We start from the raw sequence: 22,825 nt of genomic DNA, 5'->3' as shown, positions 1-22,825 counted from the left end.
CAGGACCCGCCGTCAGGAATGGGGGTCGCCGACCGCGAGCTCCCCGCCGGCGGTGACGTCGGCGTAGACCCCGGCGCACGCCCAGCGTCCCGCGACCTCCTTCTTCTCGATGTCGACGCGGTTGTGCCTCGCGACCGTCCGCAGGGTGTCCCGGTCCTCGGGGAGGTCCTCCTGGGCGAGGGTGGTCATGACGCAGCGCATCGTCTGGAAGGTGTACGACACGCGCACCGCGTCGCCGAGCGACATCTCGCGGCCGACCCAGTCGTTCTCGACGAACCCCGGACCGGTGTCCGCGAGCACCACGTTGGGCCGGTAGCGCCGCGCGTCGAACCGGCTGTCGGGGGCGAGCTCGCCGAGGCGCGCGAGGGTCGAGGAGGTGATGACGTGCAGCGCGGCGAGGTCGTAGAAGCGGCCGGGCGGGGCGAACGCGGCGACGTCGAACCGGCTGATGGCCTCGCCGGTGTCCTCCTGCCGGGCCGTGGTCGCGTCGATGACGTGCTGCGGCGCGAGGTCGTCGATCTCCGGCCAGATCTCCTCGAACCCGGCGCCGTCGGGCGGGGTCGTGACGAGCGAGACGTCGCGCCCGAGCACGGCGGAGAGCGCCCGGTCGACGTCCTCGTCGTCGCTGCGGCGCGTGGACCCGTCCGGGAAGGTGATGACGACGGGCGGCGCCGGCTCCCCCGCGACCGGCTCGGCGGCGAACGCGGCCGAGAAGCGCAGCAGCTGCTCCCACCGCTTCGGCACCTTCGCACTCGCGACGATGCCCGTCGCCGCGTCGAGCAGGGCGTACGCGCGGTCGCCGAGGACCCCGCGCTCGTCGAGGGTGGCGCGCTCGAGCGCCTCGCCCTGCATGGACTTGACCGGGTAGCGGTGGAGGGCGGCGATCGTCATGGGCGAGGTCGTACCCGGTGGGATCTCCCGGACGAACCGGGCCGACCGGAGGGGGCCGGTCGGCGGGCGGCCGGACGGCGGTACGTCGCCCCGCGTCCTCGGCGCGCGACGGGGGCTCCGGCCGCAGGTGCGGGGAGGACAGCATCCTGCGTCCGACGGAATTGGTCCGTTCGTGCGGAGCGGGATTTCCGTCGCGCCGGGTTCTAGGGTCGGGGGCATGGCTGACGTTCCCGCCGACCTGCAGGCCGCCGTCGACGCGGTGCTCCCCGACGCCCGGCGCGATCTCGAGGGCCTCGTGCGGATCCCCAGCATCTGGGCCGATCCCGGGCATCGCGAGGACACGCGTCGCTCGGCCGACGCCGTGGCCACGCTCGCCCGCGAGGCCGGGGCAGCCTCGGTGCAGGTGCTGGCGGCCGAGGGCGGGGCACCCGCCGTCGTCGCGCACTGGCCCGCACCCGAGGGGCAGCCGACGGTGATGCTGTACGCCCACCACGACGTGCAGCCCACCGGCGGTGACGATCTCTGGACGAGCGCGCCGTTCGAGCCCACCGAGCGCGACGGGCGGCTCTACGGGCGAGGCGCCGCCGACGACAAGGCCGGCGTGATGACCCACCTCGCCACCCTGCGCGCCTACGACGGGCGCCCGCCCGTGGGTGTGACCCTGTTCATCGAGGGCGAGGAGGAGTCGGGGTCGCCGACCCTGTCCGCCCTGCTCGCGGAGCACCACGCCGAGCTCGCCGCCGACGTCATCGTCATCGCCGACGCCGGGAACCCTGCCGTCGACGTCCCCGCGCTGACCACCTCACTGCGCGGCCTGACCAACATCGTCGTCGAGGTGTCGATGCTCGAGCGCGCGGTGCACTCCGGGGTGTACGGCGGGCCCGCCGGCGACGCCCTCACCGCGCTGTGCCGCCTGCTCGCGACCCTGCACGACGACAAGGGCTCGGTGGCCGTGTCCGGGCTGGTCCGCGGGTCGTCCGACGTGCCGGGTATGTCCGAGGAGCAGTTCCGTGGCGACGCCGGCGTGCTCGACGGCGTGGACCTGCTCGGCACCGGGACGATCGAGGAGCGCATCGCCCAGCAGCCCGCGATCGCGGTGCTCGGCATCGACGCACCCGCCGTCGAGGGCGCGGCGAACATCCTGGTCCACCGGGCGCGGTCGATGATCAGCGTGCGGCTGGCCCCGGGTGACGCGACCACGTCGGCCTTCGAGGCGGTGCGCGAGCACCTGGCGCGCCACGCCCCCTGGGGCGTCGGGCTGGAGGTGTCCCTGCACGCCGCGGGCGAGCCGTTCGCGCTGTCGCCCACCGGGTCGGTCTACGACCTCGCGCGCGATGCTCTGTCGGCCGCCTTCGGCTCCGAGACCGTCGAGATGGGGATGGGCGGCACGATCCCGTTCATCGCGGAGTTCGCCCGCACCTTCCCGGGCGCCACGGTGCTGGTCACCGGCGTCGGCGACCCGGCCTCCCGCTGGCACGGGATCGACGAGAGCCTGCACCTCGCGATGTTCCGCCGCTGCGTCCTGGCCGAGACGCTGCTCCTGCGCTCGTTGGCGCGGTAGCTCGGTTCCCGACGGCGGGTCGAGGCGTCACCGATCGGCCGGGGAGACCTCCTGTCCCACCGCCGCAGCCTGGCCGAGACGTCACTGATCAGGCCGGCGGCGCACCCGGCCGCCCGATGAGCGACGTCTCGTCCCGCGCCCACCTGACGGCCCGAACCCCCGGACGAGTGACCTCCCGGCCGCTCGCGCGTTGCACCCAGTGAGGGCTGGGAGGCACCGATGACCCGACAGAGCACGGTGACCGGTCGACACGCGCGGCCGGAGCCCGCCGACACGCCGCCGGGCACGGGCCGCCACGCCGCCCCGGAGATCGACGAGACGCCCACCGGCGTCGGTGTCGCGGTGCGGCCGTCGACCCGTCCCCTCGAGATCGCGGCCGTCCCTGCCCGCTCCCACCACCGCCGGCCGCGCCCGAAGCTGCGTCTCGCCCTCGTGGTCGCCGGCGGTGCGGGAGCGCTCGGTCTGGCCGCCCTCGTCGGGATCGCGGCGGCGCTGACCTCGGCCGACGAGGAACCGACCCCCGCGACCAGCGCCGTGACCACCCCGACGACCACCACCGCCGTCACACCCCCGACCGCCGCCCCGCCCGTCGTACCGGGCGGCCGCAGCAGCACCGCGAGACGGACGGCCTCCAGCACGACCACCGGGACCGGCTCGGACTGAGTTCGCCCGGCGGCGCGTGTCGCGCGGTGTCCGGGACGGCGTCTCCGACCCCCGACACGCTCACCGCACCGCACGCCCGGCCCACCGCGACCCGCCGTCCGCGCCAGGACCGGCGGGAGCACGGTCCCTAGCGTGGGTCGGGCTCCCCAGCTCCCTGCCCGAGGACCACCATGCTCAAGGGATTCAAGGACTTCCTGCTGCGCGGGAACGTCATCGACCTCTCGGTGGCGGTCGTCATCGGTGCCGCGTTCACGGCGGTCGTCACGGCCTTCACCGAGTCCTTCCTCAAACCGCTGATCCAGCTCCTCTCCCCCGGCGGCGACCAGTTCCGCGGCACGTTCCGCGTGAGCGGCGTGCGGTTCGACTACGCCAGCTTCATCAACCAGGCGATCACGTTCTTCATCACCGCAGCCGTCGTCTACTTCCTCGTCGTCGCGCCGATGAAGGCGCTGCAGAACCGCCGCCTGCGCGGCGAGGAGGATGGTCCGGCCCAGCCGACCGACGTCGAGCTGCTCACCCAGATCCGCGACCTCCTGGAGGCCCAGGCGGCCGTGCCCGACGACGGGCGTGGTCCGGTCGCCCCGGCACCCGCCGCTCCGGCCCGCGCGTACGACGTCGGCAGCGCGCCGACCCACCCGGCGGCGCCCCCCGGGCCGCCGACCTACGCCGCGCCCGCCGGCCACGGGCCACCCGGCCGCCCGACCCGACCGGTCACCACCGACGCCCCACCCCGGCACGCCCGGTCCGGCGTGCGCTGAGCGGCGCGCTCACCGGCGCGCTGACCGGCGCGCTCACCGGCCTTCACGCCGACGCGCCGACCACCACAGCCAGGCCGCGACCAGCACGAGCGCGACCGAGAGCAGGTCGGCCGTGGTCACCGCGTGGGTCTCGGAGAGCCGCAGCAGCTGCGGGCCCTCCACGGGCTGGTTCAGCGGCAACCACAGGATCGCGAGCCCGACCAGGACGAGTGCGGTGATCCGCCGACGAGGCACGGGCGGAGCCTACGAGGCGGTCGGCTACCCCAGGAGGGGCTTCACCTTCGTGCCGAAGTCGTGGACGCCCTGCTCGAAGTCGTCGAAGGTGAACATCATCCCCTCGACGCCCGGCATCTCCGCGACCTGGTCGATCTGGCGCGCGACGGTCTCGTAGGACCCCACGAGCGTGGCCATGTTGAAGTTGACCGCGCCCTCGGGGAGGTTGATCGTGCGCGCGGTGCCGGACTCGTCGGCGGTCGTGTCGTTGCTGCCCTCGTCGGACATGTAGCCGAGCGCGGCGAGGTCGGCGCCCGCCTGGTAGGAGTCCCACTTCGCGCGGGCCTCCTCGTCGGTGTCAGCCATGATCGCCATGAACAGCGGCAGTGAGCGCACGTCGCGGCCGGTGGCCGAGGCCGCCTTGGCCAGGCGCTCGGTGGGCTCGCGGTAGACCTGCGGGTCGTTGACGCCGGGGGCGAGGATGAAGTTGTAGTCGCCGTACTCGGCGCAGAAGCGCATGCCGCGCTCCGACTGACCGGCGCAGACGATGTCGACCTTGCCGGACGGCCGCGGTGAGAGGACGCAGTCGTCCATCTGGAAGTACGTGCCGTCGAGGTCGCAGCGACCGTTCTCCCACAGGTCGCGCAGGACCCGCACGTACTCCGAGGAGTAGTCGTAGCGGTAGCCGAAGTACTCGTCGCCGGGCCACAGGCCCATCTGCTCGTACTCGCCCTTCGCCCAGCCCGAGACGATGTTGACGCCGAAGCGGCCGGGGGCGATCGAGTCGATGGTCGCGGCCATGCGGGCCACCAGCGCCGGCGGCAGCGTGAGGACCGCGGTCGAGGCGTACAGCTTGATCCGCTCGGTGACGGCGGCGAGGCCGGCCATCAGCGTGAACGACTCCAGGTTGTGGTCCCAGAACTCGGTCTTCCCGCCGAACCCGCGCAGTTTGATCATCGACAGCGCGAACGCGAAGCCCTGGGCCTCGGCCTCCTGCACCACGCGGCGGTTGAGGTCGAACGAGGGCTTGTACTGCGGCGAGTTCTCCGAGATCAGCCAGCCGTTGTTGCCGATCGGGATGAAGACCCCGAAGTCCATGACCACCACACCTTCCGTCCGCACGCCTCGCGTGACCAGCCACGGAAGATACTTCGGACGTTTGTCACGCCGGAGTCGTCCGTGTGACGGGCGCGGGTCGTCGCCGGTGGTGACCGGTCCGTGACTGGAAGCAGCGGGCGGCCCGCAGGGCGGTCGCCTCGCCGTGCGGCGGGGCGATCAGCTGCGCGGACGTCGGGCAGCCGTCGGCGGCGATGCCGGTCGGCACGGCGAGCCCGGGCACCCCGGTCAGGTTGCCGAGCATCGTCGAGCGCGACTGGGCGGCGTAGAGCGGGTACTCGACGCCGTCGACCACCACCGTGCCGTCCAGGCGCGGCGCCGTCGAGGGGCAGGTCGGCACGACGACGAGGTCCGCCCCCGCGAACACCGCGTCCAGCTCCCGCTGCAGCTCCACGCGGAACTGCAGCGCCCGCAGGTAGTCCTGCGCGGGCGTCGTGATGCCCTGGCTGATCCGTCGCACCACCACCGGGTCGTAGTCGCCCCAGCGATCGCGGTCGACGCGGTGCAGCGCCGCGGCCTCGGTGAACACCACGACGTAGCCGATCGGCAGCGCCGCCGCGGCGCTCGGGATCTCCCCCGGCACCACCTCCGCGCCGGCCGCGACCAGCTCCGCCACCAGCGCGTCGACCCCGGCGCGCACCTCGGCGTCGCACAAATCGGTCAGCGCGCCGCCCGGGACGGCCATGCGCAGGCCGGCGAGATCCTCGCCGGGGCGGTCGTTCCCGACGGCGGGCTCCGGCCGCCAGGCGCGCGGGTCACGGCCGTCGGGCCCGGCGAGCAGGTCGAACACCCGCGCCACGTCGTCGGCGGACCGCGCGATCGGCCCCACCGTCTCCGCCGTCCACGAGAGCGGCATCACCCCCGTCCGCGGCACCGCTCCCGCCGTCGGCTTCAGCCCGGTCAGACCGGTCCACGCCGACGGCAGCCGCACCGACCCGCCCACGTCGGTGCCGAGCGCGAACGGCAGCGCCCGCGCGGCGACCGCCGCCGCCGACCCCGTCGACGAGCCGCCCGCCCACCGGTCGGCCGCCCACGGGTTGCGCGTCGGCCCGAACCGCGGCGGGTGGGGTCCGCCGACCGCGAACTCCGTGGTCGCGTCCTTGCTCACCGGGATGGCGCCCGCCTCCTCGAGCCGGCGCACCACCTCGGCCGACGCGGCCGCCGGCGCGTCGCCGTGGCACCAGGAGCCCGCCGTCGTCGGGACCCCGGCGACGTCGATGACGTCCTTGACCCCGAACGGCACCCCCTCGAGCGGCCGCGGGACGCCCTCGCGCCAGCGCCGGGCGGACTCGGCCGCGGCCCGACCGGCCCGCTCGTCGAGGAAGCGGATCGTGCAGTTCAGCTCCTCGTGCGCGGCGCGGAGGTCGGCCAGCGCGCCCGCGACCACGTCCTCGGGCGAACGCTCCCCCGCCGCGTAGGCGGCCAGCAGGTCCCCCACGCCCGGCGCGTCGTCGTGCGGGGTCCCGACGACGGGTGGGATCCGCTCGACCACGCGGGCGGCGGTCCGCACCCAGGCGTCGCCGTGGGCGGGGTCGGCGGCGACCTCGAGCGCCACCGGCCGGTCGCGCAGCGCCGCGACGGCGGGCTCCGCGGCCGCGACCGCCGTGTGCATGACCTCGACGAGGTCGTCGTCGAGGGTGAAGCCGAGCCGGGCGGCCTGGTCGCGCAGCGCACCGGTCGTCGGGAACCCCGTCATCGTCGCGCCCCTTCCGTCGGGTGAACGCTAAACATCTGACGTTTGTCGAGCAAGGCCTCCGCCCCCGCTACGCTGACCGACGTGGCAGCGACGCGTCCCTCCTCGGCCCCCCGGTCGGTCCCGGCGGCGCGGCTGCGGGTGCCACGCGTCCGGCCGGCCTACCGCCAGGTCGCCGACGAGCTGCGGGCCCAGATCGTGGGCGGCACCCTCGCCGCGGGCGAGCGGCTGCCCAACGAGGCCGACCTCGGCCGGGCCTTCGGGGTCAGCCGCAGCACCGTGCGGGAGGCCCTGCGGGTGCTGGCGAGCCAGCACCTCGTCGAGACCACCCGGGGCGTGCAGGGCGGGTCCTTCGTCTCGGCGCCCGACCCAGTCCGCGTCGTCGAGGACGTCGGGGGCGCGCTCGGCGTCCTCGTGATGACCCCGCGGCTGCGCGTGCACGACCTGCTGGAGGCCCGGCTCCTGCTCGAGCCGTCCGCAGCCCGGCTGGCCGCGGAGCGGGCGGACGCCGACACGGTGGAGGCGATCCGGGCTGCCGCCGGTGCCCCGCGCGACCGGCGCGAGCCGGGCGGGGTCGCCGACCACCTCGACTTCCACACCACGGTGCTCACGGCCACCGGCAACCTGGCGCTCACCGTCATGGGCAGCCCGGTGAACGACGTGCTCCGCGCGCGGCTGCGCCGGGTCGGCGTCGCGGGCGCGGAGTGGGACCGGGTGGACGCGGAGCACCGGGTCATCGCCGATCACATCGCCGCGGGCGACGGCCCCGCCGCGGAGGCGGCGATGCGCGACCACCTCGTCGCCCTGCGACCGCTCCACGAGCGTGACGGTCTCTGGACCGACGAGCCCGCCTGCCCCTGAGGCCGGTCGGGAACGGGTCAGGAACGCGGGGAGGGCAGCCGCCGGAACGCGAGCTCGGTCTCCACCGCGGCCCCGTCGGCGCCCCGCTCGACGCGGTAGGCCCGGACGTCGTCGCGCTCGGTGAGCACCTCGGCGAGCTCGGTGCCGCGGTAGAGCAGGCCGGCACCGTCGTCGGTGGCGTAGGCGGTGGGCAGGACCTGCTCGGCGACCAGGCGGTGCAGCAGCGGCCGACGTCCGGGCTCCGAGTCGTAGTGCACGCCGTTGGCGTAGGGCAGCAGGCCGAGTCCGTTCGTCACGGGTCGCAGCGTCGGACCGAAGGAGTCCGTGGTGCCGCCGACGTGCCAGCAGATCGATCCGGCCGAGACGCCGGTCAGCACCACCCCGGCCTCCCACGCCTCGCGCAGGATCGTGTCGAGCCCGTGCAGCCGCCACAGCGCGAGCAGGCCGGCGACGCTCCCGCCCCACACCCAGACGACGTCCTGGGAGAGAAGGTGCGCGCGCAGGTCGTCGACGTTGGGCATCGGCAGCAGCGCGACGTGGCTCGCGGCCCAGCCGACCCGCCACGCGTTGTCGTAGAACGTCATGACCAGCCGCGGATCGTCGCCGACCGCCGTCGGGATCAGGCAGACCCGCGGCGCGCGTCCGGTGACGCCCGCGAGCTCGACGGCGTGGTGGGTCAGCGGCGCGACCTGCCAGTCGAGCCGGTCGGCGGCGCGCAGCCCGCCGGAGGTCGCGAGGATGGTCGGGCCGTCGGCGGGCATGCCGCGGGACGGTAGACGAGCCCCGAGGTTTGACCGGGGGGTACCTCAGGACCATGCGACTGTTGATCGCGGGCGCGTCGGGCTTCGTCGGGCAGCGACTGTGCGAGGCCCTCACCGACGCCGGCCACGGCGTGTCCGCCATGACCCGGAACCCCGACCGCTACGAGGGGTGCGGCGACCCGGTGCGCGGCGACGTGCACGACGCGGCGTCGCTCCCGGACGCGCTCGCCGGTCACGAGGTCGCCTACTACCTCGTGCACTCCCTCGACCGGGCCGACTTCGTCCGCGCCGACGCCGACGGTGCCCGCGCGTTCGGACGCGCCGCCGCCGACGCGGGGGTGCGCCGGATCGTCTACCTGGGCGGCCTGGGGGACGACCGCGACGACCTGTCCGACCACCTCCGCAGCCGGCGCGAGGTCGAGGGCCACCTCGCCGAGGGCGGTGTCCCGGTCACCACCGTCCGCGCCGGGATCATCGTCGGCCACGGCGGCATCTCCTGGGAGATGACCCGCCAGCTGGTGTCGCACCTGCCGGCGATGGTCTGCCCGCAGTGGGTCTACACCCGCACGCAGCCGATCGCGATCGCCGACGTCGTCCGCTACCTCGTCTCGGTCCTCGACGTCGAGGCGACCACCGGCCGCGCCTTCGACGTCGGCGGCCCCGACGTGCTGGTCTACGCCGACATGATGCAGCGCGCGGCCGCGGTGATGGGGCGCCGCCGCCTCGTGATCGTGCCGGTGCCGCTGCTCACCCCGTCGCTGTCGTCGCGCTGGCTCTCCCTCGTCACCGACGTCGACACCGCCACCGGGCGCTCGCTCATCGACTCGATGTCGAACGAGGTGGTGGTGCGCGACGACGCGATCCGCCGGCTCGTGCCGTTCGAGCCGATGTCGTACGACGACGCGGTGCAGCGGGCGCTGGACGACCGTGCGGGCCTCCCCGGACCGCACCCGTCCGCCACGGCGGCGTGACGGAAAGGTTTGGCACAACCGGGTAAGAGTCGTTATGGTCCGCGCTCGGGTGGAGGTTCCAGCAGCGAGGACCTCCTCCCCTCAGCGCCTCGTCCCGACTCCGCGCGCCGGCGGCGATCAGCCCCGCGCCTCGTCGAGGCACCGGAGGAGCGTCTCCGCGAACTCGGCCAGGCCCGCCTCGCTCACCTGCCGGCGCAGCGAGCGCCAGGTGAGCGTCAACCCGTCGTCGTGACCCGCCACGCCGAGCGTCACGGCCATCCGCGGTGACAGGTTCGGCGGGCTGAACGAGACCTCGCGCACGGGGCCCGCGTCCCCGAGCTCGCCGAATCGGGCGGGCCCGAGGTTGGACAGGATCGTCGACTCGACGAACCGCCCCTCGACCAGCGGCAGGAGTCGCGGCGCCACCTGCTTGAGCCCGCGCGGCACGAGCAGCGGGGTGAGCACGTCGACGATCCACCCGGCGGTCCCGTCCTGCTTCACCGCGCGGGTCTGGGCCGACACGGCGGCGATCGCGGCCGGCGCGTCGGCGAGGTCGCGGACCGGGACGACGACGGCGACGTAGCTCGCGAGGTTGGCCACCACCACACCGTCACCGTCACCGGCGTCGTCGCCGTCGCGCAGGTCCACCGGCATCATCACCGACACGCTGCGCCCGACCCGCGCACCGCGTCGCGCGTTCCACGCGACGACCGTGCGCAGGTGCGCGGCGAGGAGGACGTCGTTGAGGGTCGCACCCTCCGGCCGCCCGTCCCGCAGCGCGGCGACGACGTCGGGTTCCAGACGACGGGTCGTGAACGCGTGGTGCGGGCCGTCCTCTCCCCCGTCGCCGGCGATCCGGGTGAGGCCCGCGCGCCCCAGGACGTCGGACGCGATCTTCCCGGCGCGGGCGGCGACGTCGGAGAGGCTCCGGGCTCCCGCGAGGCGCCGCAGGTCGCGGGCCCGCTCGAGATGATCGTCGGGCAGGGTCCGCCCGGCGTAGGCGTCGACCACCGACGCGGCGAAGCGCAGGGCCCCGCGTCCGTCGATGGCCGCGTGGTGGAAGCGGAAGGCGAGGACGTCGCCGTCGGGATCACGGGCCACGACGACGGCGACCGCCCGGTCGTCGGGCAGGTGCGACTGCAGGTGCTCGCGCGCGACGGCGACGTCGTCGGTGACCTCGACCGCGAGCGGCGCGTCGAGCACCCAGTGCGCCCGCAGGGCCCACGGCGGCCCCGGCGCGGGACGGGCCCGAGCCATCCGGTGGTGGTCGGCGGCCGTGGCGAGCGCGGTCGCGAGCCGCTGCGTGTCGACGCGCCCGGTGACGCGGAGCTCGAGGTGGACCGAGAGGACCGACACCGCACGGAGGTCCAGGAAGGCCTCGTCGAGCGGGGTCGCGGGGAGGGAGCGCGGCACGGGCCGGGAGTGCCCGACCGGGGTGCTGGTCAGTCCACCGCCAGAGGCACACACCTCTCGTGACGAAAGCCGCGTCGAAACTGCGACATACGAGTGAAGGATCGATCAAGTTCGTCCGCATTAGTCGCGTTACGTGCACCCCGGACGATCAGGGCGGCATGACTCAGCAGCTCCCCCCGTACGCCTCGCCCGAGCAGCCCGCCGCCGGCCACGCGCCCGCCCCGGCCGCGCCGCAGCGGACCAACACCATGGCGATCCTGTCGATCGTCTTCGCCTTCGTGTTCTCCCCGCTCGGCATCGTCTTCGGCGTCATCGGCCGCAGGCAGGCCGCCGAGCGCCACGAGAACGGCCGCGGGCTGGCGACGATCGGCATGTGGCTCTCGATCGCGTTCGTGCTGATCGGGATCGTGACGGCCGTGCTCGTGGGCGTCATGGCCGCCTCCGTCGCGAGCCAGCTCCCGCAGCAGCCGGACACCTCGCAGTCGACCCCGGGCGCGCCGACCGCGAACACCCCGGTCGTCAGCCCCGATCAGCTCGCGCCCGAGGTCGCTGCTCAGACGGCCGCCCAGGACGTCACGTGCCCGGAGCCGCTGCCCGGCCAGGTCGGCGCCTCCACGGTGTGCACCGCCACCGTCGACGGCCAGCAGGTCCGGCTCGGCGTCACCGTCAACGCCGTGAACGGCACCCAGGTCGGCTTCCAGATCGCGCCGCTCGGCTAGACCTTCCCCGGCCGGGGACCGGCGGCTCCCGATCGGGCGCCGCCGGTGGCCGGCTCACCGGGCGCGGGTGATGACGACGGGCCTGACCTCGGTCGGGATGCCGTCCAGGGCCGAGACCGGGATGCCGAAGGTCGCGGCGATGACCGCGCGCGGGACCGAGTTGAAGGACCCGACGATGCCGAGGTCGTCGTTCGGCTCCGGCGTGCTCGAGTTGAAGACGATGAGCACCGTCAGCGGGTCGGTCGGGCTGGTGTTCGCGAAGTAGTGGAAGAAGCCGGTCGGGGCGAAGACGAGGTCGCCGGGGCCCGCGTCGAACTCGTCGTTGTGGTAGCTGCCGTCGGGATGGGTCCCGAGCACCGTCCAGTGCGCGTGCCCCGACACCACGAAGTTCAGCTCCCAGGCGTTCGGGTGCCAGTGCGGCTCCCGGATGCCGCCGACCTCGAGGGTCACGAAGTAGACCGAGGCGTCCTGGCCCGCCAGCACGGGGAACGTCTGCTCGTTCGCGCCCCGCAGGCTCCCGCCGTCGTACTCGGAGGGCTTCGCGGCCGTGAGGTGGAACAGGTGCGTGCCCGGGCCCTGCGCCCCGCCGACGGGTGTCGCCGCACTGTCGGGCGCCGCCGCACCGAGCGCGGCGCCGCCCCCGACGAGGCCCGCCCCCGCCACCTTGAACGCGTCCCGCCGGTTCATCCCGTCCACTGCCGCTCCTCTCCGAGCCCCCGGTCCGGACGGAGCAGATCACGCAACTGCATAGCGTGGGCAACTACTGAGAGCATCGACACTGCTTCACCGCGTCATGACGCCTGCGCCTCGCCGGCGGCGTCGCGCCAAGCGCCTCAGGGGCGACGCCCGATCGCCGCGAAAACGACGCCGATGGTCCACGGCTGGGTCTCCGCCGCGTCGAGTTCCTCGAACTCCCGCGCCCAGCGCACGAGGTCGTCCTCGTCGGCCACCCCCGCGGCGACCATCGCCTTCCGGGCCGCCCAGGTCGGTCCGCGGGTCCCCGCCGTCCGGCGCCCGGTACGGCACTGGCCGCGGAAGATCTCGACGTCCAGGCCTGCCGTCGCGAGGAGCTCGGGGAGCCGGACGCCGACGGCCGGGTCGTTGCCCACGCGGCGCTGGTAGTCCAGGAACCGGTCCCCCAGCTCCGAGACGGGTGCCGACGGCGGCTGGACGCGGATCATCGTCGTGTCGAGGTCGTAGACGAAGACGGCGCCGCCAGGACGCGCGAGTGACGCCGCGTGGTCGACGATCGCCTGCTCCCGGCCCCCGTTGTGCTGCAGGACCAGGCGAACGAACACGCAGTCCATGCTGCCGGGCGGCAGCCCGGATTCCTCCGCCCGGCCCTCGGTGACGGTCACGTCGGGGAGCCCGGCGACCTCGGCCCGGGCGCGGGCCACCATCTCCGGGTCGGCGTCGACTCCCCACAGCCGACCTCCGGGCAGGACGCGTTCGCGCAGTGCCAGGAGCACCGCCGCCGGACCGCATCCGAGGTCGGCCACCCGCGCGCCGGGGAGCAGACCCGCCGCCGCGATGAGGTCCTCGTCGAGCAGGTCCACCCCGGCCGCCTGACGCCGCAGCCGCTCGTGCTCGGCGTCGTCGAACTCCAGTCCGTAGTCGGCCACCGGCCGCACCCTCTTCCTTGACCTGAACCGCGGTCGAGTTCCTAGCGTCGTGGGCATGACCGTCGAGCTGAACCACACCATCGTCGCGAGCCGCGACCAGCGGGCCGCAGCCGCCGACCTCGCCGACCTGCTCGGGCTGGAGGCCTCCACCTTCGGGCACTTCGACGTCGTCCGCCTGGGCAACGGCGTCAGCCTGGACTTCATGGACGTCCCGGACCTGCCGGCGCAGCCGATGCACCTGGCGTTCCTCGTGTCCGACGACGTCCTCGACCAGGTGCTCGACCGCGTGCAGGGCCGCGGCCTGCCCTACTGGGCCGACCCGATGCACACCCGTCCGCAGCAGCTCAACACGATGTCCGGGGGCCGCGGCTTCTACTGGGACAGCCCCGACGGCCACAACCTCGAGGTGCTCACGCGCAGTGCGTGAGGACGACGGGTCGGGTCACGACGACGGGGCCCGGCTCAGGTCGACCACGCAGAAGACGTTGCCGTCGGGGTCGGCGAGCACGACGAAGTCCGGCTCGGCCGGGTAGTCGGTCCAGCCCGGGTCGGTGGCCCCGATCCCGAGGAGCCGGTCGACCTCGCGGGCCTGCTCGGCGGTCGTGTCGACCGTGAGGTCGAGGTGCAGCCGCGGCCGCGCCTCGACGGGTGAGTCGCTGCGCATCAGCCCGAGCGCGCGCCCGCCGTCGGCCGTGACCAGCGTGCGCCAGGTCGCGCTCGACCACTCGTCGCTCACCTGCAGGTCGAGCGCCGCGCGCCAGAAGGCGGCGGCGCGGTCGAGGTCGGTGACACCGAGGACGGGGAAGCCGAGGCGGAGCATCGGGACCCAGTCTCGTCGACGGACCTCCGGTGCGCCGGATCGACGTCGCCCCCTCTACGGTGGCCGCGATCGGATGTGGCCCCACGAGAACCCGGAGTCGTCGATGTCGCTGCAGGTCGTCGCCCTGATCACCGCGAAGCCCGGCTCGGAGGAGGTCGTCGGCCAGGCCCTCCAGGAGCTCGTCACCGCGACCCGCGGCGAGGAGGGCTGCCTGTCCTACGAGCTGAACCGCTCCGGGGCCGACGGCACCGTCTTCGTCACGGTCGAGCAGTGGCGCGACCAGGCCGACCTGGACGCCCACATGCAGACCCCGCACGTCGCCCAGGCGCTCGCGGTCGCCGGGGAGCACCTCGCCGCGCCGCTGGCCGTCCACCCGCTCGTCCCGGTCGGCGGCTGAGCCTCCCGACGACGAGCCCCACCGGACGGCCGGTGGGAGGCTCGGTCGCATGCGCATCGCGGTGATCGGGCTCGGCGGCATGGGCAGCGCACTCGCCGAGCGGCTGCTCGACGAGGGCCACGAGCTCGAGGTGTGGAACCGGTCGCCGGTAGGGGCGGAACCCTTCGCGGGCCGGACCGAGGTGCTCGTCGATCCCGACGCGGCGACGGCCGACGCCGTCGTCGTGTCCCTGGCCGACGACGACAGCCTGCTGCAGGTCGCGCTGCCGGACGGGCAGGCGCGGTCGGCGTGGGCGGGCATGCTCGTCGTGAACGCGTCGACCGTCGCCCCGGCCACGCAGACCACGCTCGCCGGCGCCTACGGCGACCGCTTCGTCGCCGCTCCGATCCTCGGCGCCCCGCACGCGGTGGCCAGTGGTCAGGCGCGGTGGCTCGTCGGGGGGCCCGCGCCGGCCCGGTCCACGCTCGCCCCGCTCTGGGCGGCCTTCGCGACCACCACCGACGCCGGCGACGACCCCGCCCGCGCGTCGGTGGTGAAGCTGCTGTCGAACCAGATGCTGCTGGTCGGGGTCGCCATGGTCGCCGAGACGGTGCGCCTGGGGCGCGCCGCGGGCCTCGACGACGACGCGATCACCGAACTGCTCCGCGACTCCCCCATGCTCGCGCCCGGGCTCGCCAACCGCATCGACGGCCTCGTCGACCCCGACCACGCCGGCTGGTTCACCAGCCCGCTCGGGGCGAAGGACCTCACCCACGCCCTCGGCCTGGCCACCGACCCGCAGCCCGTCACGACGGCCGCCCGCGACGCCTACCTCCAGGTCGCCGCCGACGGGTGGGCGGACGTCGACGTCACGGCGCTGGTCGAACGGGGTCGGCGGCGGTAGTCAGGGCGTCGAGCGCCGCCGCGATCTCGGCCCGGACGACCGGGTCGGCGATGATCCCGTCGTCGCCGACCTGCGACCGCGCCAGGGGCACCCGACGGCAGGCCGACCGCACGATCCGGGCCTGCACGTACCCCAGCACCGTCGCGAGCTCGGTGTGCGCGCCGGACCCTCCGGTCGGCGCCGCGACCCCGGCGGCGTTGATCCATCCCACCGGCAGCCCGGGCATCTCGGCGCCGCCGACGGTCCAGTCCAGGAGATTCTTGAACGCCCCGGGCAGCGCGCCCGCGTACTCGGGGGTGCAGACGAGCAGCGCGTCGCACGCCGCGAGCGCCCGCCGCAGCTCCGCGACGGCGGGTGGGAGCGGCTCGACGTCGTCGTCCGGGTTGAACGCCGGCAGCTGTGCCAGCCCGTCGTAGAGCCGCGTCTGCCCCGGGTCCAGCACCGCCGCCGTGCGGAGCACCGCGGTGTTCGTCGACCCCGCCCGCGTGCTCCCCGAGATCAGCAGCACCGTCGTCACCCCGAGCAGCGTAGGGCCGCACCGCGATACGGTTCCGCCCGTGGAGAACGACGAGATCGCGGCAGCCCTCGCGGGCCGGGCCGCCCTCGGCGGGGTGGAACTCCTCGTCCTCCACGGCTCTCGGGCCCGCGGTGACGCACGACCGTCCTCCGACTGGGACCTCGGCTACGTCGCCGCCCCGGGGGCCGACGTCGATCCCGCCGCCCTCCTCGACGTGCTGGCCTCGACCCTCGGGACGGACGAGGTCGACCTCGTCGATCTCCGCCACGCCAGCGCGGTCCTGCGCTTCCGCGCCGCGCGGGACGGCGTCGCCCTGGTCGAGATGCACCCGGAGGCCTTCCTGGACTTCCGACTCGACGCCGTGCGCTTCTGGTGCGACGCCGAGCCGGTGATCCGTCGGGCTCAGGCCGAGATCCTGGCGTCGCTCGGATGACGGTCGACCACGATCTCCTCGCCGAGCGGAGCGCGAGCGTCCTCGCCCGGCGACCTACGGTGACGCCTTCCGGTTGTTGGCGGACGCCGGGGTCCTCGAGGCCGCGCTCGCCGAGCGCCTCGCCCGCGCCGCGGCGTTCCGCAACCTCATCGTCCATGCCTACGGGAAGCTCGACCTCGCCCGCGTGCACATGATCGCCGCGTCCGGGCCCGCCGATCTCCAGGCGTTCCTGGTCGTCCTGCGTGACGGCAGCTGACTCCCCTCGCCCGGCTCAGCCCTGCCGTCCGAGCAGTCCGTCGACCAACATCCGCACGTAGACGTCCGCGACGGCGTGCGGTGACCGCGGGCCGTCCGGGTCCAACCAGCGCGCCGTCCCGTTGAGGGCGTCGAGCAGGGCGAGCGCGGCCAGACCCGGGTCGTCGACCGTGAACTCCCCCGACCGCACCCCCGCGGCGACGGTGTCCCGGACCCGCCGTTGGTAGTGCCGCCGGTGCGACTCGACCTCCGCCCGGTGCTCGGGGGTCAGCGCCGCGAGCTCCTGGAGCCCGACGAGGAACTCCACTCGCCGTCGGACCAGGTGGTGCAGGTGCGCCCGGACCAGCGCGGCGAGGCGGGTCCCGGGCGTCCCGGCGTCGTCGAGCAGCGGCAGGGTCTCCTCGACCGGCTCCGCGGTGACCCGGCGGCAGATCGCCGCGAGGATCTCCTCCTTGGACCGGTAGTGGTGGTAGAGGCTCGCCCCACGGATACCGAGCTCGTCGGCGATGTGCCGGGTGCCGACGGCGTGGTAGCCCTCGCGGGCGAACAACGCCGCCGCCGCGTCGACGATCTGCTCGGGCGTGACGCGGCGGCGCCCGGCCAGCGGCACCGGCTCAGACATGCACCCGCCGCAGCTCGCGCTTGAGCACCTTGCCCTGACCGTCGACCGGGAACCCCTCCACGACGTGGACCGCCTTCGGCGTCTTGTACGACGCCAGGTGCTCCCGGCAGTAGGCGACGAGCGCGGCCGGCTCGACCGGCGAGCGCACGATCACGAACGCCGTCACCGCCTCCGACCAGTACTCGTCGGGCCGACCCACGACGGCCGCCCGGAGCACCTCGGGATGGCCGTGCAGCACCCGCTCGACCTCCTGCGACGACACGTTGAACCCGCCCGACTTGATCATGTCCTTCGCGCGGTCGGCGAAGAACAGGTTGCCCGCCTCGTCGGCCCGGACGATGTCGCCGGTGCGCAGCCACCCGTCGTCGGAGAACACCTCGGCGGTCCGCTCGGGCTCCTTGAAGTAGCCGAGCATCACCGAAGGCGTACGGCACCAGAGCTCGCCGGGCTCCCCCGGCGCGGCGTCGGCCCCGTCGGTCCCGACGATCCGCGTCTCCAGGTGCGTGACCGGGGTGCCGATCCACGAGGGGTCGGCGTCCGGGATGTCCTCGAGCCGCGAGAACCAGCCGACGGAGCCGAGCTGCGACAGCTCCGACTGCCCCCAGTAGGTGCCCCAGACGATGCCTTCCGCGGCGTCGGCCCAGGCGTCGACCGCGGCCGGCGAGACCTGCCCGCCGTAGGTCATCGCGCGGCGCACCGTGCCGACCGCCGCCGACCCGAACCCCGGATCGCGGGCCAGTGCGAGGTAGAAGGTCGGCGTCTGCGCGACGACCGTGACCTGCTCGGACGCGATCAGCTCCAGCGCACGGGCCGGGTCCAGCGAGTCCGGCAGCACCAGCGTCGCGCCCATCATCGTCAACGTGGTCATCGACCCGAGCCCGGCGATCGTGAAGAACGGCATGGCGAACAGCCACGTGTCGTCCGGCCCCGTCCGCAGACCCCAGCTCCACGCCGGCGCCGTCGAGATCAGGTAGTTGCGGTGAGGGATCATCACGCCCTTCGGCGTGGACTCGGTCCCGCTCGTGTAGACGAGCATCGCGAGGTCGTGCTCGTCGACGTCGACGTCCGGCTCGTGGTCCGGACCCCCCAGCACGACGGCGAGCGGCGTCCAGCCCTCGCCGGCGTCGCCGAGGACGACCCGGCCGGACACGCCGGTGGTGATCGGGGTGAGCAGCTCGACGAACTCGGCGCCCGCGATCACGACGGCGGGTTCGGCGTGGTCGAGCTGCGCCGCGACCTCCTCGCGGCCGTGGAGCACGTTGATGCCGGTGAACGCGGCGCCGGCCTTGAGCGCGCCGTAGTACACGACGATGACGTCGACGCCGTTGCGAGCCATCACCGCCACCCGGTCCCCGCGGCGGACCCCGACGCCGAGCAGGTGGTGCGCGACCGCATTCGCCCGCCGGTCGAGCTCGCCGTACGTGGTCTCGCGCCGCGACCCGCCGTCGTAGGAGACGATCGCGATCCGGCTGCCCTGGGTCCGGGCGTGGCGGCGGAGCTGGTCGCCGATCGTCGCCCGGCCCACCGGGCGGCGGTGCACCTCGGGCAGGACCCCGGCCGAGCTCACGCAGGAGCTCCGGCGAACAGCGGCGTGCCGAACGACTCGGAGAAGGTGATCTCCTCGGCCGGGGTGCGGGAGAGCTTCGTCGGGAAGGACTTAGCCGGGTAGCCGACGGCGACGTGGGCGGCGGTGATGTGGTCGTCCGGCACGGCCAGGAGCTCACGGACCTGGGGTTCCACCGCGCAGAGCAGGGTGGTCACCGCGCTCGCCACGCCCTGGGCGCGCAGCGCGAGGCACAGGTTCTGCATCGTCGGGTAGATCGACGCCCCGCCGACCACCGACAGGCGGCCGAGTTCGGTGTCGGTCGGGTGCAGGCCTGAGGTCTCGGCGCAGAGCACGAGTATCACGGGCACCGTCGCGAGGTGGCGGGCGAAGTGGTCGGCATCGCGGACGGTCTTCGGCAGCGCGTTCGCCTGCACGGTCCCCTCGCCGATGCCGGCGAAGTAGGCGTCCCACATCGGGAGGTAGAGGTCGGCGAGAGCCTGCTTGCGCGCGGGATCGCGCACGGCGATCCACTTCACCGGCTGCCGGTTGCCGCCCTGCGGCCCGAACCGGGCCACGTCGATCGCCGCGTGCAGCACCTCGTCGGGCACAGGGTCCTCGCGGAAGTACCGGCACGTCCCGGTCGTGCGCATCGCCAGATCCAGCTCCATCGCCGGTTCTCCTATCAGCGGGTAGGCCAGAGGATCGTCACTGTGCTGTGGCTCGGACCACACGTCAAGCACTGACCTGCCCGGAACCCAGGTCTTGCGCCCGGGCGGCCTACCCGTCGTAAGGTCCGTCGTCGTGACCACCGCCGCTCCGACCGACCTGCGCCGCGCGCTCGAGGCGGCGAACGTCCCCTGCCTGACGATGTCCCTGGTCCAGCTGACCGGCGACCTCCGCTGGCTCGAGGCGCCGTACGCCCCGACCCGGGCGCGCGGGCTGGACGACCACGACACCGGTGGCCTCCCGGACGACGTCCGGGCCGAGATCCGGGACGCGGCCGCCGAGGCGGTGGCGGCGTGGCGGGCGGGGACGCCGGCCGCGATCCCGGCGCCCCGCGGCGAACTGCTCCTGCGGATGCTCCGCACCTTCACCGGGGAGCCGGTCGGCGACGAGTTCGAGCCGATGATGGCCGAGACCCTCGGTTCGGCCGCCGCGGAGCCGACCCCCCGCCCGAGGGTGCCGCCGGGCACGGACGCGTTGGTCATCGGCGCGGGCGTCGGTGGCCTGCTCGCCGTCGCGACCCTGCGCGAGATGGGCATCCCGGTCACCGCGCTGGAGCGGAACACCGAGGTCGCGGGCACCTGGTGGGAGAACCGCTACCCGGGCGCGGGCGTCGACACCCCCAGCCACCTGTACTCCTACTCGTTCCGCCCGCACCCCTGGTCGACCGCCTTCGGCCGCCGTGACGAGGTGTTCGACTACCTCCGCGACTACGCCGACGACGCCGACCTCCGCCGTCACCTCGAGCTCGGCGTGGAGGTGGAGGCGGCGTCGTGGGACGAGGCGACGCACCGCTGGACGCTGACGGTCCGGCACGCCGACGGCACCCGCGGGACCCGGTCGGCGGCCCTGCTGATCTCGGCGGTCGGACAGCTCAACCGCCCGAGGACGCCGGACCTGCCCGGGCTCGACTCCTTCGACGGTCCGCTCTTCCACTCCGCCCGCTGGCCGGACGACCTGGACCTCGCCGGACGTCGGGTGGCGGTCGTCGGGACCGGCGCGAGCGCCATGCAGATCGTCCCGCGGATCGCCGAGGAGGCGGGCGCTGTGACGATCTTCCAGCGCTCGCCGCAGTGGATCGCCCCGCACTCCGGCTACTTCGACGAGATCGGCGCGGACAAGCAGCAGGTGCTCGCCGACGTGCCGTTCTACGCCGGCTGGTACCGCGCGCGGCTCGCGTGGACGTTCAACGACAAGGTGCACCCGGCCCTCGTCGTCGACCCCGCGTGGGAGCACCCTGAGCGCTCGGTCAACGCCGCCAACGACGGTCACCGCCGGCACTTCACCCGCTACCTGGAGGCCGAGCTCGAGGGACGCCCCGACCTCGTCGCGAAGGCCCTCCCCCACTACCCGCCGTTCGGGAAGCGGATGCTGCTCGACAACGGCTGGTTCGTCGCTCTGCGCCGCGACGACGTCGAGCTCGTGACGGAGGCCGCGGCCGAGGTGCTGCCCCACGGGCTGCGGACGACCTCGGGCGCCGAGTACCCGGCCGACGTCGTCGTGCTCGCGACGGGGTTCGCCGCGCACGAGTTCCTGGCTGGGGTGGACGTGCAGGGTCGAGGCGGTTCGCTCGCCGAGAGGTGGGGGGACGACGACGCCCGCGCCCACCTCGGCGTCTCCGTGCCCGGGTTCCCGAACCTCTTCCTGCTCTCCGGCCCGAACACCGCGCTCGGCCACGGGGGCTCGCAGATCACGATCATCGAGCTGCAGATGCGCTACGTCGCGCGGCTCGTCGCGGGCCTGCTCGACGGCGGCGGCACCGCACTGGAGGTCCGCGAGGACGTGGCGGCGGCCTACGACGCGGAGGTCGACGCCGCCCACGCCGGCATGATCTGGACGCACCCCGGGATGACCAACTGGTACCGCAACGCCGTCGGGCGAGTGGTCAACACGCTGCCCTGGCGGATCGTCGACTACCGCGCCCGGCTCGAGGCGTCGGGACCGGACGATTTCGAGACCCGCTAGGCAGGGATCCAGCTCCCGTGGAACCCGGCCGGCACGCCCCGCGGCAGGGTCACCGCGGCGACGGTGCGGGTGACGTCCGTGGCGTCGAGGACGAGCAGGCGCGACGTCGAGCCGTCGCGGCGCGTCGTGATGGTGAGCAGCCAGCCGTCGTCCTCGGCGCGGTCCGGGGCGGCGGAGGGGACGAACACGGCCTCGCCGGCGGAGACGTCGTCGCCGGGGTCGTGCGTCGTCGTGACCCCGGTGTCGAGGTCGAGCTTCACCACGGAGTCGCTGCGCCGCCCCGACGCGACCGCGTACCGGTAGCGGGCGGACCGACCCACGCGGTCGTCGTCGAGCGTGGGCATCTCGAGGGCGCGGTCGTCGAGCGGCGTCTCGCTGACGGCGCCGGTCGTGAGGTCGAGCGTCCAGCGGTGGTAGCGCGCGACGCCGAGCGCCACGGCCTCCGACGCCGGGTCGCGCTGCGGCCGCTTCCGGCGCTTCGAGGGGAAGAGCGCGGCCGCGTCGGCGGCGGAGTAGCGGGCACCGTCGAGCACGATCCGACCCGACCTGTCGTCGGGAACGAAGCTCGCGGTCCCGACGTGGAAGACGTAGCAGGGGTCGATCTCGAACCAGCGGACCGGCGCCGCCGGGTCGTCGAGCGCCATGACGCCGAGCCGCGCGCCATAGCGCTCCTCCCAGCCGAACGGCATGCCGGAGACGACCATGCGGCGCCAGGCGAACGTCATCGGCAGGTCGAGGAAGATCGCGTGGCGGTCGGTGATCGCGAGGTCGTGCATCATCGTCGGGCGGTCGACCGACACCGGACGGCTCTCGATGAGCTCGCCCGTCGCGGAGAGCCGGTGGTAGGTCAGGTACGGCGGGAACGGCGAGTAGCCGTGGAAGTGCATCTCGCCGGTGACCGGGTCGGTCTTCGGGTGCGCGCACATCGCGGTCTTCAGGCGACCGTCGAAGTCGCACGGGCCGATCGTGGCGAGGTCCTCGTCGACCTCGTACGGCAGCCCCTGCTCCACCAGCGCGAACAGCCGCCCGGCCTGCGGGACGAGGTGGGTGTTGGCGGGGACGGCGGTGAGGTCGGGACCGCGCAGCCCGAGGAACGGCTTCCCCTCGAGCGCACGGGTGCGGACCCAGCGGTTGCGGTACCACTCGGCCCGGCCGTCGCGCAGCCGCAGGCCGTGGAGCATCCCGTGCCCGCGGAACCAGTGCCCGGGGTCGTCACCGGGCAGCGGGTTCGGGCCGTTGCGGATGTACCGCCCGTCCAGCTCCGGTGGCAGCGCGCCCTCGACCGGCAGGTCGACGGCGTCGATCTCGTCGGGGACCGGGGTGTAGCGGTCGCGCCTCGGAGGCGCTTCGGCGGTCATCACCTCCGAGTGTGCGCGTTCCCGACGGCGGGTGCGCGGCCGACGTTCGCCGAGTGCGGCGGACTGCGTCGCCGCTGACGCACTC

The 22,825-nt window shown here is 74.2% G+C and carries 24 protein-coding genes and 2 pseudogenes; 12 read left to right on the top strand and 14 right to left on the bottom strand.

The window, feature by feature from the left end; all coding sequences use genetic code 11:
- Nucleotides 1-12: 12 nt before the first annotated feature.
- Nucleotides 13-891: an MOSC domain-containing protein gene (locus tag QSK00_RS07125; RefSeq protein WP_285588984.1), complete on the bottom strand. Its 879-nt coding sequence runs from the start codon at nt 889-891 to the stop codon at nt 13-15.
- Nucleotides 892-1,108: 217 nt separating this feature from the next.
- Here QSK00_RS07125 and QSK00_RS07120 point away from each other — a divergent pair, with 217 nt between their 5' ends.
- The 3 genes and pseudogenes from QSK00_RS07120 to mscL all read left to right on the top strand — a co-directional run.
- Nucleotides 1,109-2,452, top strand: coding sequence for a dipeptidase (locus tag QSK00_RS07120; RefSeq protein ID WP_285588983.1), 1,344 nt, complete (start codon nt 1,109-1,111; stop codon nt 2,450-2,452).
- Between the two features lie 219 nt (nt 2,453-2,671).
- Entirely contained in the window at nt 2,672-3,115 is a 444-nt protein-coding gene (locus tag QSK00_RS07115) for a hypothetical protein (RefSeq protein ID WP_285588981.1), read from the top strand.
- A 170-nt stretch (nt 3,116-3,285) separates the two neighbouring features.
- A pseudogene (gene mscL, locus QSK00_RS07110) lies at nt 3,286-3,660 on the top strand (large conductance mechanosensitive channel protein MscL); the annotation flags it as partial.
- Nucleotides 3,661-3,906: 246 nt separating this feature from the next.
- Here mscL and QSK00_RS07105 read toward each other — a convergent pair.
- The 3 genes from QSK00_RS07105 to QSK00_RS07095 all read right to left on the bottom strand — a co-directional run bounded on the left by QSK00_RS07105 (nt 3,907) and on the right by QSK00_RS07095 (nt 6,898).
- Nucleotides 3,907-4,107: a hypothetical protein gene (locus tag QSK00_RS07105; RefSeq protein WP_285588979.1), complete on the bottom strand. Its 201-nt coding sequence runs from the start codon at nt 4,105-4,107 to the stop codon at nt 3,907-3,909.
- A gap of 24 nt (nt 4,108-4,131) precedes the next feature.
- Nucleotides 4,132-5,184 carry a pyrimidine utilization protein A gene (gene rutA, locus QSK00_RS07100; RefSeq protein ID WP_285588977.1) on the bottom strand — a complete coding sequence of 351 codons (1,053 nt, stop codon included), beginning with the start codon at nt 5,182-5,184 and terminating at the stop codon, nt 4,132-4,134.
- A 64-nt stretch (nt 5,185-5,248) separates the two neighbouring features.
- Nucleotides 5,249-6,898: an amidase gene (locus QSK00_RS07095; RefSeq protein WP_285588975.1), complete on the bottom strand. Its 1,650-nt coding sequence runs from the start codon at nt 6,896-6,898 to the stop codon at nt 5,249-5,251.
- 81 nt (nt 6,899-6,979) lie between these two features.
- Here QSK00_RS07095 and QSK00_RS07090 point away from each other — a divergent pair, with 81 nt between their 5' ends.
- Entirely contained in the window at nt 6,980-7,756 is a 777-nt protein-coding gene (locus QSK00_RS07090; RefSeq protein ID WP_285588972.1) for a FadR/GntR family transcriptional regulator, read from the top strand.
- A gap of 17 nt (nt 7,757-7,773) precedes the next feature.
- Here QSK00_RS07090 and QSK00_RS07085 read toward each other — a convergent pair whose 3' ends face one another.
- Complete coding sequence (locus QSK00_RS07085) at nt 7,774-8,517, bottom strand: Type 1 glutamine amidotransferase-like domain-containing protein (RefSeq protein WP_285588970.1); 744 nt, start codon at nt 8,515-8,517, stop codon at nt 7,774-7,776.
- 53 nt (nt 8,518-8,570) lie between these two features.
- Here QSK00_RS07085 and QSK00_RS07080 point away from each other — a divergent pair, with 53 nt between their 5' ends.
- A complete protein-coding gene (locus QSK00_RS07080) occupies nt 8,571-9,488 on the top strand; it encodes an NAD(P)H-binding protein (RefSeq protein ID WP_285588969.1) in 918 nt (305 codons plus the stop codon).
- A gap of 117 nt (nt 9,489-9,605) precedes the next feature.
- On the opposite strand, the gene QSK00_RS07075 is transcribed toward QSK00_RS07080, so the two are convergent.
- A complete protein-coding gene (locus QSK00_RS07075) occupies nt 9,606-10,880 on the bottom strand; it encodes a hypothetical protein (RefSeq protein ID WP_285588967.1) in 1,275 nt (424 codons plus the stop codon).
- Between the two features lie 158 nt (nt 10,881-11,038).
- On the opposite strand from QSK00_RS07075, the gene QSK00_RS07070 reads away from it, so the two are divergent.
- Nucleotides 11,039-11,599, top strand: coding sequence for a DUF4190 domain-containing protein (locus tag QSK00_RS07070; RefSeq protein WP_285588966.1), 561 nt, complete (start codon nt 11,039-11,041; stop codon nt 11,597-11,599).
- Nucleotides 11,600-11,653: 54 nt separating this feature from the next.
- Here the strand turns inward: QSK00_RS07070 and QSK00_RS07065 are convergent, their stop codons facing one another.
- The gene (locus tag QSK00_RS07065; protein WP_285589518.1) at nt 11,654-12,286 is read right to left on the bottom strand and encodes a cupin domain-containing protein; all 633 of its coding nucleotides are present in this window, start codon (nt 12,284-12,286) and stop codon (nt 11,654-11,656) included.
- A 146-nt stretch (nt 12,287-12,432) separates the two neighbouring features.
- Nucleotides 12,433-13,221 carry a class I SAM-dependent methyltransferase gene (locus tag QSK00_RS07060; RefSeq protein WP_285588965.1) on the bottom strand — a complete coding sequence of 263 codons (789 nt, stop codon included), beginning with the start codon at nt 13,219-13,221 and terminating at the stop codon, nt 12,433-12,435.
- Nucleotides 13,222-13,276: 55 nt separating this feature from the next.
- Here QSK00_RS07060 and QSK00_RS07055 point away from each other — a divergent pair, with 55 nt between their 5' ends.
- Nucleotides 13,277-13,648 (top strand): VOC family protein, encoded by a 372-nt coding sequence (locus QSK00_RS07055; protein ID WP_285588964.1) that lies wholly within the window; start codon nt 13,277-13,279, stop codon nt 13,646-13,648.
- 15 nt (nt 13,649-13,663) lie between these two features.
- Here QSK00_RS07055 and QSK00_RS07050 read toward each other — a convergent pair whose 3' ends face one another.
- Complete coding sequence (locus QSK00_RS07050; protein ID WP_285588962.1) at nt 13,664-14,041, bottom strand: VOC family protein; 378 nt, start codon at nt 14,039-14,041, stop codon at nt 13,664-13,666.
- Nucleotides 14,042-14,114: 73 nt separating this feature from the next.
- On the opposite strand from QSK00_RS07050, the gene QSK00_RS07045 reads away from it, so the two are divergent.
- Complete coding sequence (locus tag QSK00_RS07045) at nt 14,115-14,438, top strand: putative quinol monooxygenase (protein ID WP_285588960.1); 324 nt, start codon at nt 14,115-14,117, stop codon at nt 14,436-14,438.
- Between the two features lie 49 nt (nt 14,439-14,487).
- A complete protein-coding gene (locus tag QSK00_RS07040) occupies nt 14,488-15,321 on the top strand; it encodes an NAD(P)-dependent oxidoreductase (protein WP_285588958.1) in 834 nt (277 codons plus the stop codon).
- On the opposite strand, the gene QSK00_RS07035 is transcribed toward QSK00_RS07040, so the two are convergent.
- Nucleotides 15,287-15,838: an NADPH-dependent FMN reductase gene (locus tag QSK00_RS07035; RefSeq protein WP_285588957.1), complete on the bottom strand. Its 552-nt coding sequence runs from the start codon at nt 15,836-15,838 to the stop codon at nt 15,287-15,289. The genes QSK00_RS07040 and QSK00_RS07035 overlap by 35 nt on opposite strands.
- Before the next feature lie 40 nt (nt 15,839-15,878).
- Between QSK00_RS07035 and mntA the strand changes: the two genes are divergently transcribed.
- Together mntA and hepT are read left to right on the top strand one after the other, a co-directional pair.
- Nucleotides 15,879-16,271 (top strand): type VII toxin-antitoxin system MntA family adenylyltransferase antitoxin, encoded by a 393-nt coding sequence (gene mntA / locus QSK00_RS07030; RefSeq protein WP_285588956.1) that lies wholly within the window; start codon nt 15,879-15,881, stop codon nt 16,269-16,271.
- Between the two features lie 37 nt (nt 16,272-16,308).
- Nucleotides 16,309-16,527 (top strand): annotated as a pseudogene (hepT, locus tag QSK00_RS07025) (type VII toxin-antitoxin system HepT family RNase toxin); the annotation flags it as partial.
- Between the two features lie 15 nt (nt 16,528-16,542).
- On the opposite strand, the gene QSK00_RS07020 reads toward hepT, so the two are convergent.
- Genes QSK00_RS07020 through QSK00_RS07010 form a run of 3 tightly spaced genes read right to left on the bottom strand, consistent with a single transcriptional unit; the run spans nt 16,543 to nt 19,362 of the window.
- Nucleotides 16,543-17,148 carry a TetR/AcrR family transcriptional regulator gene (locus QSK00_RS07020; protein ID WP_285588955.1) on the bottom strand — a complete coding sequence of 202 codons (606 nt, stop codon included), beginning with the start codon at nt 17,146-17,148 and terminating at the stop codon, nt 16,543-16,545.
- Nucleotides 17,141-18,715 carry a class I adenylate-forming enzyme family protein gene (locus tag QSK00_RS07015; RefSeq protein WP_285588954.1) on the bottom strand — a complete coding sequence of 525 codons (1,575 nt, stop codon included), beginning with the start codon at nt 18,713-18,715 and terminating at the stop codon, nt 17,141-17,143. The genes QSK00_RS07020 and QSK00_RS07015 overlap by 8 nt, the downstream gene beginning before the upstream one ends.
- Complete coding sequence (locus QSK00_RS07010) at nt 18,712-19,362, bottom strand: nitroreductase family protein (protein ID WP_285588953.1); 651 nt, start codon at nt 19,360-19,362, stop codon at nt 18,712-18,714. The genes QSK00_RS07015 and QSK00_RS07010 overlap by 4 nt, the downstream gene beginning before the upstream one ends.
- A 133-nt stretch (nt 19,363-19,495) precedes the next feature.
- Between QSK00_RS07010 and QSK00_RS07005 the strand changes: the two genes are divergently transcribed.
- Nucleotides 19,496-21,382 carry a flavin-containing monooxygenase gene (locus QSK00_RS07005; RefSeq protein ID WP_285588951.1) on the top strand — a complete coding sequence of 629 codons (1,887 nt, stop codon included), beginning with the start codon at nt 19,496-19,498 and terminating at the stop codon, nt 21,380-21,382.
- Here QSK00_RS07005 and QSK00_RS07000 read toward each other — a convergent pair.
- Nucleotides 21,379-22,740 carry a carotenoid oxygenase family protein gene (locus QSK00_RS07000; RefSeq protein WP_285588949.1) on the bottom strand — a complete coding sequence of 454 codons (1,362 nt, stop codon included), beginning with the start codon at nt 22,738-22,740 and terminating at the stop codon, nt 21,379-21,381. The two genes, QSK00_RS07005 and QSK00_RS07000, sit on opposite strands and share 4 nt — an antisense overlap.
- Between the last annotated feature and the right edge of the window lie 85 nt (nt 22,741-22,825).

Origin of the sequence: Actinomycetospora sp. NBRC 106378, assembly GCF_030269685.1 — a bacterium.
Lineage (GTDB): Bacteria > Actinomycetota > Actinomycetes > Mycobacteriales > Pseudonocardiaceae > Actinomycetospora.
Note: the sequence above shows the minus strand (reverse complement) of the source record. Positions and strands in the feature narration are given on the sequence as shown.

Bases quoted from the DNA above. Each gene is read 5' to 3' on its own strand.
- QSK00_RS07125 (WP_285588984.1), bottom strand. From the start codon at position 891: ATGACGATCGCCGCCCTCCACCGCTACCCGGTCAAGTCCATGCAGGGC.
- QSK00_RS07120 (WP_285588983.1), top strand. From the start codon at position 1,109: ATGGCTGACGTTCCCGCCGACCTGCAGGCCGCCGTCGACGCGGTGCTC.
- QSK00_RS07115 (WP_285588981.1), top strand. From the start codon at position 2,672: ATGACCCGACAGAGCACGGTGACCGGTCGACACGCGCGGCCGGAGCCC.
- rutA (WP_285588977.1), bottom strand. From the start codon at position 5,184: ATGGACTTCGGGGTCTTCATCCCGATCGGCAACAACGGCTGGCTGATC.
- QSK00_RS07095 (WP_285588975.1), bottom strand. From the start codon at position 6,898: ATGACGGGGTTCCCGACGACCGGTGCGCTGCGCGACCAGGCCGCCCGG.
- QSK00_RS07085 (WP_285588970.1), bottom strand. From the start codon at position 8,517: ATGCCCGCCGACGGCCCGACCATCCTCGCGACCTCCGGCGGGCTGCGC.
- QSK00_RS07080 (WP_285588969.1), top strand. From the start codon at position 8,571: ATGCGACTGTTGATCGCGGGCGCGTCGGGCTTCGTCGGGCAGCGACTG.
- QSK00_RS07070 (WP_285588966.1), top strand. From the start codon at position 11,039: ATGACTCAGCAGCTCCCCCCGTACGCCTCGCCCGAGCAGCCCGCCGCC.
- QSK00_RS07065 (WP_285589518.1), bottom strand. From the start codon at position 12,286: ATGAACCGGCGGGACGCGTTCAAGGTGGCGGGGGCGGGCCTCGTCGGG.
- QSK00_RS07055 (WP_285588964.1), top strand. From the start codon at position 13,277: ATGACCGTCGAGCTGAACCACACCATCGTCGCGAGCCGCGACCAGCGG.
- QSK00_RS07050 (WP_285588962.1), bottom strand. From the start codon at position 14,041: ATGCTCCGCCTCGGCTTCCCCGTCCTCGGTGTCACCGACCTCGACCGC.
- QSK00_RS07045 (WP_285588960.1), top strand. From the start codon at position 14,115: ATGTGGCCCCACGAGAACCCGGAGTCGTCGATGTCGCTGCAGGTCGTC.
- QSK00_RS07040 (WP_285588958.1), top strand. From the start codon at position 14,488: ATGCGCATCGCGGTGATCGGGCTCGGCGGCATGGGCAGCGCACTCGCC.
- QSK00_RS07020 (WP_285588955.1), bottom strand. From the start codon at position 17,148: ATGTCTGAGCCGGTGCCGCTGGCCGGGCGCCGCCGCGTCACGCCCGAG.
- QSK00_RS07010 (WP_285588953.1), bottom strand. From the start codon at position 19,362: ATGGAGCTGGATCTGGCGATGCGCACGACCGGGACGTGCCGGTACTTC.
- QSK00_RS07000 (WP_285588949.1), bottom strand. From the start codon at position 22,740: ATGACCGCCGAAGCGCCTCCGAGGCGCGACCGCTACACCCCGGTCCCC.